The 18,048-nt window shown below is 71.5% G+C and carries 17 protein-coding genes; 16 read left to right on the top strand and 1 reads right to left on the bottom strand.

The window, feature by feature from the left end; all coding sequences use genetic code 11:
* Positions 1-153: 153 nt before the first annotated feature.
* From IE95_RS0104835 to IE95_RS0104765, 15 genes are all read left to right on the top strand, one after another.
* Positions 154-1,365 (top strand): FtsW/RodA/SpoVE family cell cycle protein, encoded by a 1,212-nt coding sequence (locus IE95_RS0104835; protein WP_240666231.1) that lies wholly within the window; start codon positions 154-156, stop codon positions 1,363-1,365.
* A gap of 127 nt (positions 1,366-1,492) precedes the next feature.
* On the top strand, positions 1,493-2,617 hold the full coding sequence (gene murG / locus IE95_RS0104830; RefSeq protein WP_030150505.1) for an undecaprenyldiphospho-muramoylpentapeptide beta-N-acetylglucosaminyltransferase: 1,125 nt from the start codon (positions 1,493-1,495) through the stop codon (positions 2,615-2,617).
* The gene (gene murC, locus IE95_RS0104825; RefSeq protein ID WP_051702746.1) at positions 2,614-4,131 is read left to right on the top strand and encodes a UDP-N-acetylmuramate--L-alanine ligase; all 1,518 of its coding nucleotides are present in this window, start codon (positions 2,614-2,616) and stop codon (positions 4,129-4,131) included. The genes murG and murC overlap by 4 nt, the downstream gene beginning before the upstream one ends.
* Positions 4,132-4,388: 257 nt before the next feature.
* Entirely contained in the window at positions 4,389-5,180 is a 792-nt protein-coding gene (locus IE95_RS0104820; RefSeq protein ID WP_240666232.1) for a cell division protein FtsQ/DivIB, read from the top strand.
* A gap of 186 nt (positions 5,181-5,366) precedes the next feature.
* Complete coding sequence (gene ftsZ, locus IE95_RS0104815; protein WP_030150502.1) at positions 5,367-6,680, top strand: cell division protein FtsZ; 1,314 nt, start codon at positions 5,367-5,369, stop codon at positions 6,678-6,680.
* A gap of 3 nt (positions 6,681-6,683) precedes the next feature.
* Complete coding sequence (locus tag IE95_RS0104810) at positions 6,684-7,469, top strand: purine nucleoside phosphorylase YfiH/LACC1 family protein (RefSeq protein WP_051702744.1); 786 nt, start codon at positions 6,684-6,686, stop codon at positions 7,467-7,469.
* Between the two features lie 142 nt (positions 7,470-7,611).
* On the top strand, positions 7,612-8,097 hold the full coding sequence (locus IE95_RS0104805; protein WP_030150500.1) for a cell division protein SepF: 486 nt from the start codon (positions 7,612-7,614) through the stop codon (positions 8,095-8,097).
* Positions 8,098-8,123: 26 nt separating this feature from the next.
* Positions 8,124-8,408, top strand: a complete 285-nt coding sequence (locus IE95_RS0104800) for a YggT family protein (protein WP_030150499.1) — start codon at positions 8,124-8,126, stop codon at positions 8,406-8,408.
* A gap of 154 nt (positions 8,409-8,562) precedes the next feature.
* A complete protein-coding gene (locus IE95_RS0104795; RefSeq protein WP_030150498.1) occupies positions 8,563-9,219 on the top strand; it encodes a DivIVA domain-containing protein in 657 nt (218 codons plus the stop codon).
* A 162-nt stretch (positions 9,220-9,381) separates the two neighbouring features.
* Positions 9,382-9,843, top strand: a complete 462-nt coding sequence (locus IE95_RS0104790) for a TraR/DksA family transcriptional regulator (protein WP_030150497.1) — start codon at positions 9,382-9,384, stop codon at positions 9,841-9,843.
* A gap of 101 nt (positions 9,844-9,944) precedes the next feature.
* Positions 9,945-10,637: a signal peptidase II gene (locus IE95_RS18675; protein ID WP_240666233.1), complete on the top strand. Its 693-nt coding sequence runs from the start codon at positions 9,945-9,947 to the stop codon at positions 10,635-10,637.
* Entirely contained in the window at positions 10,637-11,575 is a 939-nt protein-coding gene (locus IE95_RS0104780; protein ID WP_030150495.1) for an RluA family pseudouridine synthase, read from the top strand. Before IE95_RS18675 ends, IE95_RS0104780 begins: the two co-directional genes overlap by 1 nt.
* Before the next feature lie 44 nt (positions 11,576-11,619).
* Positions 11,620-12,087: a GNAT family N-acetyltransferase gene (locus IE95_RS0104775; RefSeq protein WP_051702743.1), complete on the top strand. Its 468-nt coding sequence runs from the start codon at positions 11,620-11,622 to the stop codon at positions 12,085-12,087.
* A gap of 178 nt (positions 12,088-12,265) precedes the next feature.
* Positions 12,266-15,823 (top strand): DNA polymerase III subunit alpha, encoded by a 3,558-nt coding sequence (gene dnaE, locus IE95_RS0104770; RefSeq protein ID WP_030150493.1) that lies wholly within the window; start codon positions 12,266-12,268, stop codon positions 15,821-15,823.
* Positions 15,824-15,871: 48 nt separating this feature from the next.
* Positions 15,872-16,279: a pyridoxamine 5'-phosphate oxidase family protein gene (locus IE95_RS0104765; protein WP_030150492.1), complete on the top strand. Its 408-nt coding sequence runs from the start codon at positions 15,872-15,874 to the stop codon at positions 16,277-16,279.
* Positions 16,280-16,329: 50 nt separating this feature from the next.
* On the opposite strand, the gene IE95_RS0104760 is transcribed toward IE95_RS0104765, so the two are convergent.
* Positions 16,330-16,557: an RNA-binding S4 domain-containing protein gene (locus IE95_RS0104760; protein WP_030150491.1), complete on the bottom strand. Its 228-nt coding sequence runs from the start codon at positions 16,555-16,557 to the stop codon at positions 16,330-16,332.
* 94 nt (positions 16,558-16,651) lie between these two features.
* Between IE95_RS0104760 and hisD the strand changes: the two genes are divergently transcribed.
* The gene (gene hisD / locus IE95_RS0104755) at positions 16,652-17,977 is read left to right on the top strand and encodes a histidinol dehydrogenase (protein ID WP_030150490.1); all 1,326 of its coding nucleotides are present in this window, start codon (positions 16,652-16,654) and stop codon (positions 17,975-17,977) included.
* Positions 17,978-18,048: the final 71 nt, after the last annotated feature.

The raw sequence follows: 18,048 nt of genomic DNA, 5'->3' as shown, positions 1-18,048 counted from the left end.
GGGCGGAACCGCACGCAGACAGGCTCCGCCGCTCCCCGGATGCCCCGGGCCGCCAGCACCGGGAAGCCGACGGGCACCACCACGAGGCGGTCGCGGGCGACCCGGAGGTCGACCGTCCAGGAGCGCGCCTGGCTCGGTCAGTGGGACAGCGCGGTGACGAGCTACTACCTGCTGGTCGGGGCGACGACCCTGCTCGCGATCATCGGCCTGGTCATGGTGCTGTCGAGCTCGGCGATCACGGAGATCGCCGCGGGTCGTTCGCCGTACGAGGCGTTCTTCACCCAGGCCCGGTTCGCCCTCATGGGCCTGCCGGTGCTGCTCGTCGCGACGAGGCTGCCCACGAGCTTCTACCGGCACGCCGCGTGGCCGCTCCTCGGGGTGAGCGTGCTCCTCCAGGCGCTGATCTTCAGTCCCCTCGGGTACGAGGTGAACGGCAACCTGAACTGGTTGAACCTCGGGTCGTTCATGGTCCAGCCCTCGGAGCCGGCCAAGCTCGCGCTCGCGGTGTGGCTCGGGGTGGTGCTGGGCCGCAAGCAGCGGCTGCTCGGCTCGTGGAAGCACGCGATCGTCCCGGCGGTGCCCGGCGCGCTCCTGGTCATGGGGCTCGTCCTGGCGGGCCACGACCTGGGCACCATGCTCGTGATCCTGGTGCTCGTCGCGGGCGCGTTCTTCGTCGCCGGCGTCGACTGGAGGCTTCTGGCGACGGCGGGAGGTGTCGCCGCGGTGGTGGTCGGTGTCGGGTTCGTCGCCATGCAGGAGAGCTCCAACCGCATGAGCCGCTTCCTCGCGACCTACGCGGGCGTCTGCGACACGACCGACGCGAACGTGGGCACGGGGTGCTACCAGTCGGTCCACGGGCTGTGGGCTCTCGGGACCGGCGGGTTCGGCGGTGTGGGCCTGGGGGCGAGCCGCGAGAAGTGGAGCTATCTCCCCGAGGCGCACAACGACTTCATCTTCGGCGTGATCGGCGAGGAGCTGGGCCTGCTCGGCACGCTCCTCGTCCTCGCGCTCTTCGCGGTGCTCGGGCTCGCGATGAGCCGTGTGATCCGCCGGCACCCGGACCCGTTCGTGAAGATCACGACCGCGGGCATCGCGTGCTGGATCGTCGGGCAGGCGTTCATCAACATCGGGGTCGTGATCGGCATCGTGCCCGTGATCGGTGTCCCGCTGCCGCTGGTCTCGTCGGGCGGCTCGGCGCTCATCACGACCATGGCCGCGCTCGGCGTCGTCATCTCGTTCGCGCGCGACGAGCCGGGGGCGCGCGAGGCGCTCAGCGCGCGGGGGAGCGTCGTGCGCAGGTCGCTCGCCGTCGTCGGGCACGCCGGGCGTCGCGCCCTTCCGCACCGACGCCCCCAGAAGCGATGACCGCGGCCCGGCGCGGGCGCGGAGCCCGGGCGCCGGGGCCCTGGGCCGACGCGCACGGCTACTCTCAGGACTCCGGGCCTTCCCGGGACGGACATCAGCAGCGACAGCAAGGACAGGTGACAGGTACGTGGTGAGCTCTTCAGTCGGCTCGGTGGTGCTCGCAGGCGGCGGGACGGCGGGGCACGTCAACCCGCTGCTCGCGGTCGCGGACGAGCTGCGCGCACGCAACCCGGAGGCGGTCCTGACCGTGCTCGGCACGGAGAGCGGGCTCGAGGCGGACCTGGTGCCGGCGCGCGGGTATCCGCTGCGCTTCGTGCCCAAGGTGCCGATGCCGCGCCGTCCCAGCGGCGAGTGGGTCGCGCTGCCTGGCCGGCTCAAGGCCGCGGTCGAGGCCGCGGGGGCCGTGATCGACGAGACGCGCGCCGAGGTCGTGGTGGGCTTCGGCGGCTACGTCTCGACCCCGGCGTACATCGCGGCGCACCGCCGCGGCGTGCCGATCGTGATCCACGAGCAGAACGCGCGTCCGGGCCTCGCGAACCGTGCGGGGGCCCGCTGGGCGATGTCGGTCGCGCTCACGTTCGAGGGGACCCCGCTCAAGGGCGGCGTCGTCACGGGGCTCCCGCTGCGCTGGGAGATCGCCGACCTGATCCGTGACCGTGGGGTCGACGCCCCGACGGTCCGGGCGAACGCCGCGGCGGCGCTGGGCCTGGACCCGGCGCGCCCCACCGTGGTCGTCACGGGCGGTTCGCTCGGCGCGCAGAGTCTCAACGAGGCGGTGTCGGGTGCGGCGCGCGAGATCCTCGCGACGGGGGCGCAGGTCCTGCACCTGACGGGTCGGGGCAAGGCGGACGCGGTGCGTGCCGCGGTGGCGGGACTGGGGGGCTACGACGTGCGCGAGTACCTCGCGGAGATGCATCTCGCGTACGCGGTCGCGGACCTCGTGGTCTGCCGCTCGGGGGCGGGGACCGTCAGCGAGCTCGCCGCCCTGGGCATCCCTGCGGTCTACGTGCCGCTGCCCGTCGGGAACGGCGAGCAGCGGCTCAACGCCGGTCCGCTCGTGCGGGCCGGGGGCGGCGTCCTCGTCGAGGACGAGGCGTTCACGGCGCCGTGGGTCGCGGTGAACGTCCCGGCGCTGGTCACCGACGGCGACCGGCTGCGCACGATGGCCTCGCTCGCCTCGCGCGCCGGGGTCCAGGACGCGACGGCACGGGTCGCCGACCTGGTCGTGAAGGCAGCGGGGGGCTCCCGATGACGGGCCCGGACGGCGGCGTGCCCGCGGAGGCGCCCCTGACGCTCGGCGACCTGGGGTCCGTCCACCTCGTCGGTATCGGCGGTGCGGGCATGTCGGTCGTGGCGCGTCTGCTCGTCGCGCGGGGTGTGCGGGTCCAGGGCTCGGACGCGAGGGACAGTGCCGTGGTCGAGGCGCTGCGCGCGGACGGGGTGACCGTCCACGTGGGGCACGAGGCGGGCAACGTCGTCGGGGCCGACACGCTCGTGCTGTCGAGCGCGGTGCGCCCCGACAACCCCGAGCTGGTCGCGGCGCACACTGCGGGTCTGCGGGTGCTGCACCGTTCCCAGGCACTCGCCGCGCTCATGGCGCTGGGGCGCTCCGTGGCGGTCGCGGGTGCGCACGGCAAGACCACGACGTCGGCGATGGTCGCGACGACCTTGCGGTCGGCGGGGCTCGACCCGTCGTTCGCGATCGGGGGCTCGGTCATCACGAGCGACGGCGCTGTGCCCGGCGGGCACCTGGGGTCGGGCGACGTCGTGGTCGCGGAGGCGGACGAGTCGGACGGCTCGTTCCTCAACTACTCCCCGACGATCGCGGTCGTGCTGAACGTCGAGCCCGACCACCTGGACCACTACGGTTCGCGCGAGGCGTTCGAGCAGGCGTTCGTCGACTTCGCGCAGCGCATCGCGCCGGGCGGGTTCCTCGTCGCGTGCGCGGACGACCCGGGTGCGCGCGCCCTGGCCGACGTGCACCGCGGGGCGGGCGGCCGGGTCGTCACGTACGGCACGTCGTCGGGCAGCGACGTGCGGCTCTCGGACGTCCGGCCCGACGGCGCCGCGGGGGTGGCCGCGCGGCTCACCGTCGCCGCTGGCGCAGAGGGCGGGGGCGCCGGGACACTCGCCGGTGCGCCGGCCGAGGACGTGAGCCCGAGCCTCGACCTGCGCCTGCAGGTGCCCGGCGCGCACAACGCGCTCAACGCGGCCGCGGCGGTCGCGACAGCGATCCTGCTGGGCGTGAGCGCCGAGCAGGCTGTGGCGGGTGTCGGCGAGTTCCTGGGGACGGGTCGGCGCTTCGAGGCGCGGGGCGAGGCCGGAGGCGTGCGGGTGGTCGACGACTACGCTCACCACCCGACCGAGGTCGCGGCGCTCCTGGCCGCGGCGCGGCCCGTGGCGGCCGGAGGTCGGGTGCTCGTGCTGTTCCAGCCGCACCTGTTCTCCCGCACTCGCACGTTCGCGCGGGAGTTCGCCGACGCGCTGTCGCTGGCCGACGAGGTCGTGGTCACGGGCGTGTACGCGGCACGGGAGGACCCCGACCCGACCACGGGCTCGTGGACCATCACGGAGCTCATGGCCGGTGGGGTGGCCCGGGGGGTCGAGGACCGGTTCGAGGCGGCGCGTGCGATCGCCGACTCGGCGCGTCCCGGTGACCTGCTGCTCACGGTGGGGGCGGGGGACGTGACCGAGCTCGGTGCGGTGGTCCTCGACGCGCTCTCGGGGCGGGAGCCCGTCGCGCCCGCGGGGGAGGGCGGAGACTGATGCGGCCTCCGTCCCGTCCCCGGCCCGCCGCGCCTCGCCCGGCCTCTCGTCCTGCGCAGCCGCAGCAGGCGCAGCCGGCACGGTCTCCCCGGGGCGGTCCCGGTCCGGACGGACCCGCACGGCCCGCGGAGGCGCCCGAGGCGCAGGGGTGGGGCGACGACGTCGCGACGCAGCCGCTCGTGCTCCGCGGCAGCGAGCTCGCACGGACCGAGCCCGCGGGGCGGGCCGCGGGCAGGGCGCGTCCGGCGTCTGGCCCTGTGCCGTTCGTCAGAGAGGCGACCGGTGGGCACGGGCGACGGGTCGACCGGGTGGTCTCGACGGGGATGGCGGACCGTCTGGCCGAGAAGGCCGCGATGCGTCGGCACCGGCGCAGGAACCGGGTCCTGGGCTGGGCCGGGGCGGTGCTCGCGGTCACGGCAGGGGTGTGGGTCGTGCTCTTCTCGCCCCTGCTCGGCACGGACCCGGCCAAGGTCGAGATCTCGGGGGAGGGGACGGTGATCGACGTCGCCCAGGTCCAGCAGGTCGTGGCGGGGGTGTCGGAGGTCCCGTTGCCCCGGGTGGACACGATCGGCCTGCGGGACGCGATCCTCGACCTCAACGGCGTGCGCGACGTGCGGATCCTGCGGGTGTGGCCCGACGGGCTGAGCGTGACCCTGGAGTCGAGGGAGCCGGTGGCGGCTGTCCCTCACGAGGGCGCCTTCGCACTGCTGGACCGTGACGGGGTCCAGGTCGGTACGGTGGACGCGGTGCCGGAGGGCCTGCCGGAGATCGGGGTGACGCTCGACGAGCAGGGAGCGCGCTCGTTGCGTGCGGCGCGTATCGTGCTCAACGCGCTCCCTCCCGAGCTGAGGGCCGAGGTCGCCGAGGTCACGGCGCCGACGCAGGACGCGGTCACGATGAGGCTGCGCGACGGCGCGGTCGTCGAGTGGGGCAACGAGGAGGACGCGGCGCTCAAGGTCCGCGTGCTCCAGGCGCTGCGGGCGTTGCCGGAGAACCAGGGGGTCACGCTCTTCGACGTGTCGGCCCCCACGATGCCGATCAGCCGGTGAGCGGGTCGGTGCGACCGTGCGGGGTGGTGTGACATGGACCATCGCGCAGGTTTTCGCCGACACGCGCGGGCGGGTCGTTGATACGGCAGGGACGGGCACCTACCGTCGACACAGCACAACCTGACATAACTATAACCCTCTAGTTGAGGGTGAAGGTTGAGGGCTACAGGATCGAGAGGCATTGACGTGGCAACTCCGCAGAACTACCTAGCAGTGATCAAGGTGGTCGGCATCGGCGGTGGTGGCGTGAACGCCGTCAACCGGATGATCGAGGTCGGCCTCAAGGGCGTCGAGTTCATCGCCATCAACACTGACGCCCAGGCGCTGCTGATGTCCGACGCGGACGTCAAGCTCGACGTCGGGCGCGAGCTCACGCGCGGCCTCGGAGCGGGGGCCGACCCGGAGGTGGGCAAGAAGGCGGCCGAGGACCACGCCGAGGAGATCGAGGACGTCCTGCGGGGCGCCGACATGGTCTTCGTCACGGCGGGTGAGGGTGGCGGCACCGGGACCGGTGGCGCCCCTGTCGTCGCGCGCATCGCCCGTTCGCTCGGCGCCCTGACCGTCGGTGTCGTCACGCGACCCTTCACGTTCGAGGGACGCCGTCGGTCCGTCCAGGCGGACCAGGGGATCGAGGCGCTGCGCAACGAGGTCGACACCCTCATCGTCATCCCGAACGACCGGCTCCTGTCGATGTCGGACCGCAACGTCTCGGCGCTCGACGCGTTCCACTCGGCCGACCAGGTCCTGCTCTCGGGCGTCCAGGGCATCACGGACCTCATCACGACCCCGGGCCTGATCAACCTCGACTTCGCCGACGTGAAGTCCGTCATGCAGGGTGCCGGCAGCGCCCTCATGGGCATCGGTTCCGCACGGGGTGAGGACCGGGCCGTCCAGGCGGCCGAGCTCGCGATCTCCTCGCCGCTGCTCGAGGCCAGCATCGACGGCGCGCACGGCGTGCTGCTCTCGATCCAGGGCGGGTCCGACCTCGGGCTCTTCGAGATCAACGAGGCCGCGCGACTGGTCCACGAGGCGGCGCACACCGAGGCGAACATCATCTTCGGAGCCGTGATCGACGACGCCCTCGGCGACGAGGTCCGCGTGACGGTCATCGCGGCCGGGTTCGACGGCGGCACGCCCCAGATCCGCAAGGACGCCCGAGGGCTGGGTCAGGTCACCGGCGCGCCCGCGGCCCCGCCCGCACCGGCACCGGCGCCCGCGGCCGTGCCGACGGTCACGGGCAGCCACACGCTCCCGCGTCCGGTGGTCCCGATCGCCTCCGAGCCCGACGACGTCCCCGTGACCTTCGGGGGAGGCGCGGCCACGGTCTCGGCCGGCTACGCGCCGATCCCGACGTTCAGCGTCGTCCCGACCGAGGAGAACGTGAACGCCGAGCAGCCGGCGGCCGAGCGGTCCGCCCAGGTCGAGGTTCCCCGCCTGTACGACGAGGAGCCCGTCCGGCGCAAGGTCGAGGACCTCGACGTCCCCGACTTCCTGAAGTAGCCCGTGCCCGATCCTGCACTCCCCGCACCCCCGGTTCTCGAGGTCGACCTCGGACCGGGGGTGCGTGCTGCGTTCACGGGACGGGCCGGTGGCGTCTCACCCGCGCCCTGGTCCGGGCTCAACCTCGGGCTGGGGGTCGGGGACGACGCCGAGCGCGTCCTCGCCCACCGCGACGCGGTCGGTCGCCGGCTCGGCGCGCCGCTGGTCTTCGGCACGCAGGTGCACGGCGCGCAGGTCCGCGTGCTCGAGGAGGCCGACCGTGTGGCGCGGGTCGAGACGGGCCGTGGTGCCGCCACGTGCGGCGAGCAGGACGCACTCGTGACGGCCCGGCCGGGGCTCGGCCTCGGGGTCCTGGTCGCGGACTGCGTCCCGGTCCTGCTCGCGGACCCGTCCGCCCGGGTCGTCGGGGTCGCCCACGCAGGGCGCCAGGGGCTGCTCGAAGGCGTCGTCGGTGCCGCTCTCGAGGCGCTCGTCGCCCAGGGCGCACGCGCCGACCAGGTGCGCGCCGTCGTCGGGCCCGCCGCCTGCGGGCGGTGCTACGAGGTCCCCGAGCAGATGCGCGCCGAGGTCGCCGCGGCCCGCCCCGGCACGTCGTCGACCACGCGTTGGGGCACCCCGGCGCTCGACCTGCCCGCAGGGGTCGTCGCGGAGCTGCGTGCCGCAGGCGTGCGCGCCGTCGTCGAGACCGGGATCTGCACCCTCGAGGACGAGCGCTACTACTCCCACCGACTCGCGACCCGTCACGGCACCACCACGGGACGGTTCGCGGGTGTCGTCGCCCTCGAGTGACCGGACGCCGGGTCCCGGCGTGCCGTTTCTCACCCCACGGCCCGTCGTCGGTCGCTGGGCGTGTCGCATCACGCGCGTGTCGGGGCTGGGTTAGCGTGCAAAGCACGGAACCAGCAGTCGACATGAGGACGGAGAGAGGGCGATGGCCGGAGCACTTCGCAAGACCATGCTTTACCTGGGCCTCGCTGATGATCGAGGCGAGGGCGACCAGGAAGAGTTCATCGACGAGTACGACGACTTGGGGGCCGACGTGCCGACCGACTACCAGGCTCAGGTGACCCCGCTGCACCGGACGGTCGCCCCACGAGAGGTACCCCAGACGAGCATGTCAGCAGCCGAGCTCCGCCGGATCACCACCGTGCACCCGCGCTCCTACAACGACGCCCGCGTCATCGGGGAGGCGTTCCGTGGCGGCACCCCCGTCATCATGAACCTCTCCGACATGGACGACGCTGACGCCAAGCGGCTCGTCGACTTCTCCGCAGGCCTGATCTTCGGGCTGCACGGAGCCATCGAGCGAGTGACCAACAAGGTCTTCCTGCTCTCTCCCGAGCACGTCGAGATCACCGGTGAGGAGCAGGCTCCCGAGCCTCCGGTGAGCCGGGCCGGCTTCTTCAACCAGAGCTGACCGCGGACTCTGGCACAGTTGACCCTGTGAATTTCGTCTTCGATCTGCTGGCATTCGTCCTCGGCCTCTACCTCGTGGTGCTCATCGGACGGGTGGTCTTCGACTGGGTGCAGGTCTTCGCCCGGGACTGGCGCCCGCGCGGCGTCATGCTCGTGCTGGCCGAGGCCATCTACACCTTGACCGACCCGCCGCTGCGCGCACTGCGCAAGGTCATCCCGCCCCTGACCCTCGGTCAGGTGCGGATCGACCTGGGCTTCATCGTGCTCTTCCTCGCAGTGTCGTTCGCTGCACAGATCTTGAGTGCCCTGTAAACATGTAGAAATCTGACATCACGGCGTTCTTGCGGCCGGAGCCCCCTGGAGGGCCCCGGCCGGAGTCCGCCTCCGCTGACAATCTCCGCTACTTTGGACTGTGGCGATCTCGAGATCGCCCGGACTGACGGCGCAAACGCATTGAGGTGAGACGATGGCACTGCTGACAGCAGAGGACATCCTGAACAAGAAGTTCTCCGCGACGAAGTTCCGCGAGGGATACGACGTCGAAGAGGTCGATGACTTCCTGGACGAGGTGGTGAGGACGCTCAACTCCGTGCAGGAGGAGAACGACGACCTCAAGACCAAGCTGGCCGCAGCGGAGCGACGCGTCGCCGAGCTCAGCCGGGCCGACGCCTCGGCGCCGTCCAAGCCGGCCGTGGTCGAGACCCCGTCCGCGCCGGAGCCCGCACCCGTGGCGGCGAGCGTCGCGCCCGCCCTGGGCAAGCCGACCGCCGAGCCGGAGTCCGCCACCGGCATGCTCCAGCTCGCCCAGAAGCTGCACGACGACTACGTGCGCTCGGGTCAGCAGGAGGGGGACCGCCTCATCGCGGAAGCGAAGGAGGAGGGGACCCGGATCGTGCAGGAGGCCGAGGAGACCTCGCACCGCACGCTCTCCCAGCTCGAGCAGGAGCGTTCGCTCCTCGAGCGCAAGATCGACGAGCTCCGGCTCTTCGAGCGGGACTACCGCACGCGCCTCAAGAGCTACCTGCAGAACCTCATGGGCGACCTCGACAACCGCGGCAGCGCTCTCCCGCCCCGCAGCGGCTCCGGCGCGGGTCGCTCGAGCGACCTCAGCGCGGGCATCTAGTCCACCTGCCACCTGGCAGACGATCACACCAGGCGTGCGGACCACAGGGTTCGCCGTCGGTCGGTCCGTGACGACGCACCACACCGGTCCATCCGGCGTGGTGCGTTGTGCGTACCGGCAGACGGCGTCTACTCTCACCGCAACTCGAACCGGAGGGGCGACATGACCAAGCTCAGCACCGCGACGCGCGCGGTCGTACGACAGCAGTTCCCGAACCTAGCTCGCGACGTCAAGTCCTTCCCCGTGCGCGACGGCGAGGAGCCGTGGACGCTCAAGGAGGCGGAGGAGCAGGCAGGAACCCTGCTGGAGGAGCGCGAGCGCCTCGAGCGCGAGCTCACCGAGGCCGACCAGGAGCTCTCGGAGCTCCTGCGCAACTCGGGGGACGGTGCGGGCGACGACCAGGCCGACTCCGGCTCCAGCGCGCTCGAACGCGAGCAGGAGCTCACCCTCGTCAACAACATGAGGGACCTGCTCGAGCAGACCAAGCACGCGCTCGACCGCCTCGCGGCCGGGACCTACGCGACGTGCGAGGCGACCGGGCTCCCGATCGGCAAGGCGCGACTGCAGGCCTACCCGCGGGCGAACCTGTCCGTCGAGGCGAAGCAGCGCGAGGAACGTCGCTGACGCGACCGGCGCACGCGCGAAGGCCGCCGTCCCCAGGGGGACGGTGGCCTTCGTCGTCCCGGATCGTTGACCAGCGGCTGGACATGGCAGACTTGCCGCCGATGCCATCGACTCCCTCTCCCCAGCAGCCCGTGCCCTCCGACCCGTCCGAGGACGGCGCCGAGGCCGTGCCCGCGGCCCCTTCCACGGACGTCTCGCCGCGCGCGACGGTCGCACCGCGACGCCTCGTCGCATGGGTCGTGGTGCTCGCCGCCCTCGTGATCCTGGTCGACCAGGTGACCAAGATCTGGGCCGTCGCGCAGCTCGAGGGTAGCGAGACCATCGAGATCCTCGGCGAGTGGCTCCACCTGACGTTCATCCGCAACGAAGGGGCGGCGCTCGGGATCGGCTCGGGTTACACCTGGATCCTCACGATCGTCGTGACGGTCGTGATCGTGTTCATCCTGCGCAGCATGCGCAAGATCGGGTCGCGTGGCTGGGCCGTCGCCCTCGGGCTGCTGCTCGGTGGAGCGCTGGGCAACCTCATCGACCGGATCTTCCGCGAGCCGGGCTTCGCGCAGGGCCACGTGGTCGACTTCATCGGGTACGGGGACCTGTTCATCGGGAACGTCGCGGACATCGCGGTCGTGGCGGCCGCGGCGATGATCGCGGTCCTCTCGATCCAGGGGATCGGCATCGACGGGCAGCGGCACGTCGAGGAGGACGAGGCGACGGCATCCGGCCCGGCGACCGGCCCGACCAGCAGCCCGGCGTCCGGCCCGACCAGCAGCCCGGCGGACGGGACGGAGTCCTGATGGGCCAGGTGCGCTCGCTCCCGGTCCCGGACGGGCTGGCCGGCGAACGGGTCGACGCCGCCCTGGCGCGCCTGCTCGGCCTGTCCCGGACGCGCGCCGCCGAGGTCGCGGCCGCGGGGGGCGTGCGCGTCGACGGCCGCGAGGTCGGCAAGTCCGACCGCCTGGTCGCCGGGGCCTGGCTCGAGGTCGAGATCCCCGACGAGCCCGCGGCCCGGGCGCCGCAGATCGTCGCCGAGCCCGTGCCGGGCATGAAGATCGTGTACGACGACGACGACGTGGTGGTCATCGACAAGCCCGTCGGCGTCGCGGCGCACCCTTCGCCGGGCTGGACGGGGCCGACCGTCGTCGGCGCCCTGGTCGCCGCGGGGTACCGCATCTCGACGTCGGGGGCCGCGGAACGCCAGGGCATCGTGCACCGGCTCGACGTCGGGACGTCCGGCCTCATGGTCGTGGCCAAGAGCGAGCTCGCGTACTCGGTGCTCAAGCGCGCGTTCAAGGAGCGCACGGTCGAGAAGGTCTACCACGCGCTCGTCCAGGGACACCCCGAGCCGACGACCGGCACGATCGACGCTCCCATCGGGCGCCACCCGTCGGCCGACTACAAGTTCGCGGTCACGGCCGAGGGCAAGCCCTCGGTCACGCACTACGAGGTCCTCGAGATGCTGCCGGCGGCCTCGCTCGTCGAGGTGCACCTGGAGACCGGCCGCACGCACCAGATCCGCGTGCACTTCTCGGCGCTGCGCCACCCCTGCGTGGGTGACCTGACGTACGGTGCGGACCCGGTGCTGGCCAAGAAGGTCGGGCTCACGCGGCAGTGGCTGCACGCGGTGCAGCTCGGCTTCGAGCACCCGGCGACGGGGCAGTGGACGCAGGTCACGAGCGAGTACCCCGATGACCTGGCGCGTGCGCTCGAGGTCGTTCGCGGGGCCTACTCCTGACCGGTGCCGGCAGGGCGGGCGGGTCCGCCCACGGAAGGACGACGATGCTGACGACCGAACGGGTGCGGACGCCCGAGCAGCTCACCGAGGCGCACGCGCTGCGCCTGGCGGTCTTCGTGGACGAGCAGCACGTGCCGCTCGCCGAGGAGATCGACGACGCCGACTTCGCGCCGACCACGACGCACGTCGTGGTCCGGGACACGGCGGGCAGCGTCGTGGGGACCGGGCGCCTGCTGACCGACCCCGCCCACCCGGGCGAGGTGCACGTCGGGCGCGTCGCGGTGGCCCGCGCCGCACGTGGCACCGGTGCGGGCGCTGCGGTCGTGCGCGCGCTCGAGGAGATCGCGCTCGCCGAGCACGCGCCGGAAGGCCGGGTCCGGATCGAGCTCAGTGCGCAGACGCAGGCCACGGGCTTCTACGAACGCCTCGGGTACGAGGTGTACGGGCCGGTCTACCTCGACGCCGGGATCGAGCACCGCGACGCCGCGAAGACGTTGTGCTCGCACGACTGACAGGTTCCCCGGGCGTGTGGCGTGCTGACGCGCCACGGGCTCGGTGCGGTGCGCCGCGGGGGTGAGCGGCGCCGTCGGGCAGGGGGACGAGCGTCGACCCGCAGCATGAGACGAGGCACACGCCGGTGCCCGACGGCGACACGCCAGGAGCGTCGGTGGGGCGATCTAGACTCGTCGCATGCCGTCTGCCGTCGCCCCCGGAAGCACCCAGAAGTCCGACGACTTCGTCCACCTCCACGTCCACACCGAGTACTCGATGCTGGACGGCGCCGCACGGCTCGGGGACCTCTTCGAGGAGACCGCGCGCCTGGGGCAGAAGGCCATCGCGACCACGGACCACGGCTACATCTTCGGGGCGTTCGACTTCTGGTCCAAGGCGACCCAGGCGGGCATCAAGCCCATCATCGGCGTCGAGGCGTACGTCACGCCCGGCACCAGCAGGTTCGACCAGACGCGCGTGCGGTTCGGTGAGAAGGGCCAGGAGTCCGACGACGTCTCGGCCCGCGGCGCGTACACGCACCTGACGATGTGGGCCCGCAACAACGAGGGGCTGCACAACCTCTTCCGTGCCAGCTCGCTCGCCTCGCTCGACGGGCAGATGGGCAAGTGGCCCCGCATGGACCGTGACCTGCTCGAGCGTTACGGCAAGGGCATGATCGCGTCCTCGGGCTGCCCGTCGGGCGAGATCCAGACCAAGCTGCGGCTCGGCCAGTGGGACGCGGCCGTGCAGGCCGCCGGCGAGCTCCAGGACGTGTTCGGCAAGGAGAACTTCTACGTCGAGCTCATGGACCACGGGCTCGACATCGAACGCCGCGTCATCAAGGACCTGCTGCGCCTCTCGGAGACCATCGGGGCCCCGCTCGTCGCGACGAACGACCTGCACTACGTGAAGAAGGAGGACAGCCACTCCCAGGAGGCGCTGCTGTGCATCAACTCCGGCTCCACGCTCGCGGACCCGGACCGCTTCAAGTTCGACGGCGACGGCTACTACGTGAAGTCCGCCGCCGAGATGCGCCACATCTGGCGAGAGCTGCCCGAGGCCTGCGACAACACGTTGCTCATCGCCGAGCAGTGCGAGGTCAGCTTCGACACGTCCGCGAACTACATGCCGAACTTCCCCTGCCCTCCGGGCGAGGACGAGACCTCCTGGTTCATCAAGGAGGTCGAGAAGGGTCTGCACTACCGCTACCCGGACGGGATCTCGGACGCCGTGCGCAAGCAGGCCGAGTACGAGACCCAGGTCATCGTGCAGATGGGCTTCCCGGGCTACTTCCTCGTCGTCGCCGACTTCATCAACTGGGCCAAGGACAACGGCATCCGCGTGGGGCCGGGGCGCGGCTCGGGTGCGGGCTCCATGGCTGCGTACGCGATGCGCATCACGGACCTCGACCCGTTGCAGCACGGCCTGATCTTCGAGCGCTTCCTCAACCCGGACCGTGTGTCCATGCCCGACTTCGACGTCGACTTCGACGAGCGTCGTCGTGGTGAGGTCATCCGCTACGTCACGGAGAAGTACGGCGAGGACCGCGTCGCCCAGATCGTCACCTACGGCACCATCAAGGCCAAGCAGGCCCTCAAGGACTCCTCGCGCCTCCTGGGCTTCCCCTTCGCGATGGGGGAGAAGCTCACCAAGGCCATGCCGCCCGCGATCATGGGCAAGGACATCTCGCTCACGGGCATCTTCAACCCCGACGACAAGCGGTACAACGAGGCCGACGAGTTCCGCCAGATCCACTCGGCGGACCCCGACGCCCAGCGCGTCGTCGAGCTCGCCAAGGGCATCGAGGGCCTGAAGCGCCAGTGGGGCGTGCACGCGGCCGGTGTCATCATGTCGAGCGAGCCGCTCATCGACATCATCCCGATCATGCGCCGCCTCCAGGACGGCGCGGTCATCACGCAGTTCGACTACCCCACGTGCGAGGGCCTCGGCCTGATCAAGATGGACTTCCTGGGTCTGCGCAACCTCACGATCCTCGACGACGCGCTCGAGAACATCGTGATGAACGGCAAGGACCCCGTCGAGCTCGAGGCCCTGACGCTCGACGACCCCAAGACGTACGAGCTCCTGGGGCGCGGCGACACCCTGGGCGTGTTCCAGCTCGACGGCGGCGGCATGCGGACCCTGCTCAAGCTCATGCGCCCCGACAACTTCGAGGACATCTCGGCCGTGGGCGCGCTGTACCGCCCTGGACCGATGGGCGCCAACTCGCACACCAACTACGCGCTGCGCAAGAACGGGATGCAGGAGGTCACTCCGATCCACCCCGAGCTCGAGGAAGCCCTCGAGGACATCCTGGGGACCACGTACGGCCTGATCGTGTACCAGGAGCAGGTCATGGCCATCGCGCAGAAGGTCGCCGGCTACTCGCTCGGCCAGGCCGACATCCTGCGCCGTGCGATGGGCAAGAAGAAGAAGTCCGAGCTGGACAAGCAGTTCGAGGGGTTCTCCAACGGCATGAAGGAGCGCGGCTTCTCCATGGCCGCGGTCAAGACGCTGTGGGACATCCTGCTGCCGTTCTCGGACTACGCGTTCAACAAGGCGCACTCCGCGGCCTACGGCGTCGTCTCCTACTGGACCGCGTTCCTCAAGGCCAACTACCCGACCGAGTACATGGCCGCGCTGCTCACGAGCGTGCGCGACGACAAGGACAAGTCGGCCCTCTACCTCAACGAGTGCCGTCGCATGGGGATCACGGTCCTGCCACCCGACGTGAACTCGTCATCGGCCAACTTCACGGCCGTCGGCAAGGACATCCGCTTCGGCCTGACCGCGGTGCGCAACGTCGGCGCGAACGTCGTGGACGCGATCGTCGCGACGCGCGAGGACAAGGGGACGTTCGGGTCGTTCACCGACTTCCTCGACAAGGTCCCCGCCGTGGTCTGCAACAAGCGGACCATCGAGTCGCTCATCAAGGCGGGGGCGTTCGACTCGCTCGACCACGCGCGGCGTGCGCTGCTCGTGGTGCACGAGCAGGCGGTGGACTCGGTCATCAGCGTCAAGCGCGAGGAGGCCAAGGGGCAGTTCGACCTCTTCGCGGACCTGGGGGGCGAGGACCCCGCCATGTCCTTCAGCGTCGACGTGCCCGACATCCCCGACTGGGACAAGAAGCAACGCCTCGCGTTCGAGCGCGAGATGCTCGGCCTGTACGTCTCCGACCACCCGTTGTCGGGGCTCGAGCACGTCCTGACCCGGGCGGCCGACACCTCGATCGCGGCGCTCATGGCCGACGAGACCCGCCCGGACGGGTCGACCGTCGTGATCGCCGGGCTCATCACCTCGCTCCAGCGCAAGATGAGCAAGAACGGCAACCCGTGGGCCGCCGTGACGATCGAGGACCTCGAGGGCGGCGTCGAGGTCATGTTCTTCGGCGAGACCTACCTCGCGTACTCGACGATCCTCGCGGAGGATCAGGTCGTGGTGCTGCGCGGACGGGTGCGCCGCCGCGACGAGACCATGCAGCTCCAGGCCATGGAGGTCTCGCTCCCTGACGTCTCGGCGGTCGCCGACACGCCCGTCCTCGTGAGCCTGCCCGAGTCGCGCTGCACCCAGCCCGTGGTCGAGAAGCTGCGGGAGATCCTCTCGACGCACCCGGGCGTGACCGAGGTCCACCTCAAGCTCACGAGCCCGGGCCGGACCAAGGTCATGCGGCTCGAGGACACGTTGCGCGTGACGAAGAGCCCCGCGCTCTACGGGGACCTCAAGGCGCTGCTCGGCCCGTCCTGCCTCACGGTGTGACGGGCCGCACGGACGGCGCGTCGAGCGAGCCGACGTAGACTCGCCGTCGTGATCCACCTGACCCCCGAGCAGCGCGTCTTCGTCACCGAGCGCCACCTGGCGACCCTGACCACCCTGAGGGGGGACGGCAGCCCGCACGTCGTCCCCGTGGGCTTCACCTGGGACGCCGAGGCAGGCGTCGTGCGCGTCACGACCAACGACACGTCGGTCAAGGCCCTCAACGCCGAGCGCCTCACCCCCGACGGCGCCCACCCCCGGGCCGCTGTGTGCCAGGTCGAGGGCGGGCGCTGGATCACGCTCGAGGGAACCATCTCGGTCTCGCGCGACCCCGACGAGGTCGCCGAAGCCGTGCGCCGCTACACGCGGCGCTACAAGGAGCCGCGCGTCAACCCGCGTCGGGTCGTCCTGCGGATCGTCGCGGACAAGGTCATGAGCTCGAGCTACATGGCGTTCTGACCTGCCCGAAGCGGCCGGGGACCGTTCCCGGACCTCCCCGACGATCGCGGCTACCCGACGATCGCGCCGATCTGGCCGGTCGGGACGTCGACCGTCACGACGTCACCCTTGTGCAGCTGGCGGCCGCGACGCGTGTCGACCTCCCCGTTGACCTTGACCTCTCCCTCGGAGATGAGGTCACGCGCGTGGGCGCCGGACTCGACGAGGCTCGCGAGCTTGAGGAACTGGCCGAGGCGGATGACGTCGTCGGTGATCTCCACCGTGGGTGTCGTGGTCATGAGTGCCATTCTCTCGCGTCCGGGGCGTGCCGGTGAACTGCCCACCTGCTGAATGGCCTGGAGGTCGGTTCGCGGCCCGGCCTACGATGGACCGGTGATCAATCGCATCGACCTGCGTGGTCGTTCCCTGTCTCCCCGTGAGCTCACGGAGATCCTGCCTCGTCCGGAGATCGGCGTCGAGGACGCCGCGGAGAAGGTCGCCCCGATCCTGCACGACGTCCGTCTGCACGGCGCCTCGGCGCTGCGGGACCTCTCGGAGCGGTTCGACGGCGTGCGACCGGTCCACCTGCGGGTCCCGGCCGAGCGTCTGTCGGCCGCGCTCGAGACGCTCGACCCCCTCGTGCGAGACGGTCTCGAGGAGGCGATCCGCCGTGTCCGCACGGTGCACGCCGCGCAGCGTCCGCAGCCGTTCTCCGTCGACCTGGCCCCTGGGGCGCAGGTCCGCCAGCGTTGGATCCCGGTGCGTCGTGTCGGTCTCTACGTGCCCGGCGGGATCGCCGTCTACCCGTCGTCGGTCATCATGAGCGTCGTCGCGGCGCAGGAGGCCGGTGTGCGCGAGCTCGCGGTGGCCTCGCCTCCGCAGCGCGAGAACGACGGACTGCCGCACCCCACGATCCTCGCGGCCTGCGCGCTGCTGGGTGTCGAGGAGGTCTACGCGGTCGGCGGTGCACAGGCGATCGGCATGTTCGCGTACGGCGCCGCAGGCAGCGAGCCGCAGGACGGCGACTACCTGTGCGAGCCGGTCGACGTCATCACGGGTCCGGGGAACATCTACGTCGCGGCCGCCAAGCGCCTCGTGCGCGGTGTCGTCGGGATCGACTCCGAGGCCGGCCCCACCGAGATCGCGATCCTCGCGGACGGCGGCGCGGACCCGACGCACGTCGCGCTCGACCTCATCAGCCAGGGCGAGCACACGCCCGACGCCGCGGCGGTCCTCGTGACGCCGTCGGTCGAGCTCGCGGCCGCCGTGGACGCCCGCCTCGTGGCCCTCGTCCCCGAGACCAAGCACGCGGCGCGCGTGGCGCAGGCCCTGTCCGGGCCGCAGTCCGCGATCATCGTGGTCGACGACCTGGAGCAGGGCCTCGACGTCGTCGACTCCTACGGGGCCGAGCACCTCGAGATCCAGACGTCGGACGCCGCCGCCGTGGCCGAACGGGTGCAGAGCGCGGGCGCGATCTTCGTCGGCCCGTACTCGCCCGTCCCGCTGGGCGACTACATGGCGGGGTCCAACCACGTCCTGCCGACCGGTGGCTGCGCGCACTACTCGAGCGGGCTCGGGGTGCACAGCTTCGTGCGCGCGGTCCAGGTCGTCGAGTACTCGGCCGATGCTCTCCAGGATCTGGCCGACCGCATCGTGGCCGTCGCGAACGACGAGGACCTGCCCGCGCACGGCGAGGCGATCAAGGCGCGCTTCCAGTAGTCGCCCCGCACCTCACGACAGCGGGGCGCGGACCGGAGAGATGGTCTCCGGTCCGCGCCCCGCTCTCGTGC

Origin of the sequence: Oerskovia turbata, assembly GCF_000718325.1 — a bacterium.
Lineage (GTDB): Bacteria > Actinomycetota > Actinomycetes > Actinomycetales > Cellulomonadaceae > Oerskovia > Oerskovia turbata.
The sequence above is the reverse complement of the archived record's forward strand: the minus strand, read 5'-3'. Positions and strand labels throughout refer to the sequence as shown.

Excerpts from the sequence above, each read along its gene's own strand:
- dnaE (WP_030150493.1), top strand. The coding sequence starts at position 12,266 with ATGCCGTCTGCCGTCGCCCCCGGAAGCACCCAGAAGTCCGACGACTTC.
- murC (WP_051702746.1), top strand. The coding sequence starts at position 2,614 with ATGACGGGCCCGGACGGCGGCGTGCCCGCGGAGGCGCCCCTGACGCTC.
- IE95_RS0104780 (WP_030150495.1), top strand. The coding sequence starts at position 10,637 with ATGGGCCAGGTGCGCTCGCTCCCGGTCCCGGACGGGCTGGCCGGCGAA.
- IE95_RS18675 (WP_240666233.1), top strand. The coding sequence starts at position 9,945 with ATGCCATCGACTCCCTCTCCCCAGCAGCCCGTGCCCTCCGACCCGTCC.
- IE95_RS0104795 (WP_030150498.1), top strand. The coding sequence starts at position 8,563 with ATGGCACTGCTGACAGCAGAGGACATCCTGAACAAGAAGTTCTCCGCG.
- IE95_RS0104790 (WP_030150497.1), top strand. The coding sequence starts at position 9,382 with ATGACCAAGCTCAGCACCGCGACGCGCGCGGTCGTACGACAGCAGTTC.
- IE95_RS0104760 (WP_030150491.1), bottom strand. The coding sequence starts at position 16,557 with ATGACCACGACACCCACGGTGGAGATCACCGACGACGTCATCCGCCTC.
- IE95_RS0104775 (WP_051702743.1), top strand. The coding sequence starts at position 11,620 with ATGCTGACGACCGAACGGGTGCGGACGCCCGAGCAGCTCACCGAGGCG.
- IE95_RS0104805 (WP_030150500.1), top strand. The coding sequence starts at position 7,612 with ATGGCCGGAGCACTTCGCAAGACCATGCTTTACCTGGGCCTCGCTGAT.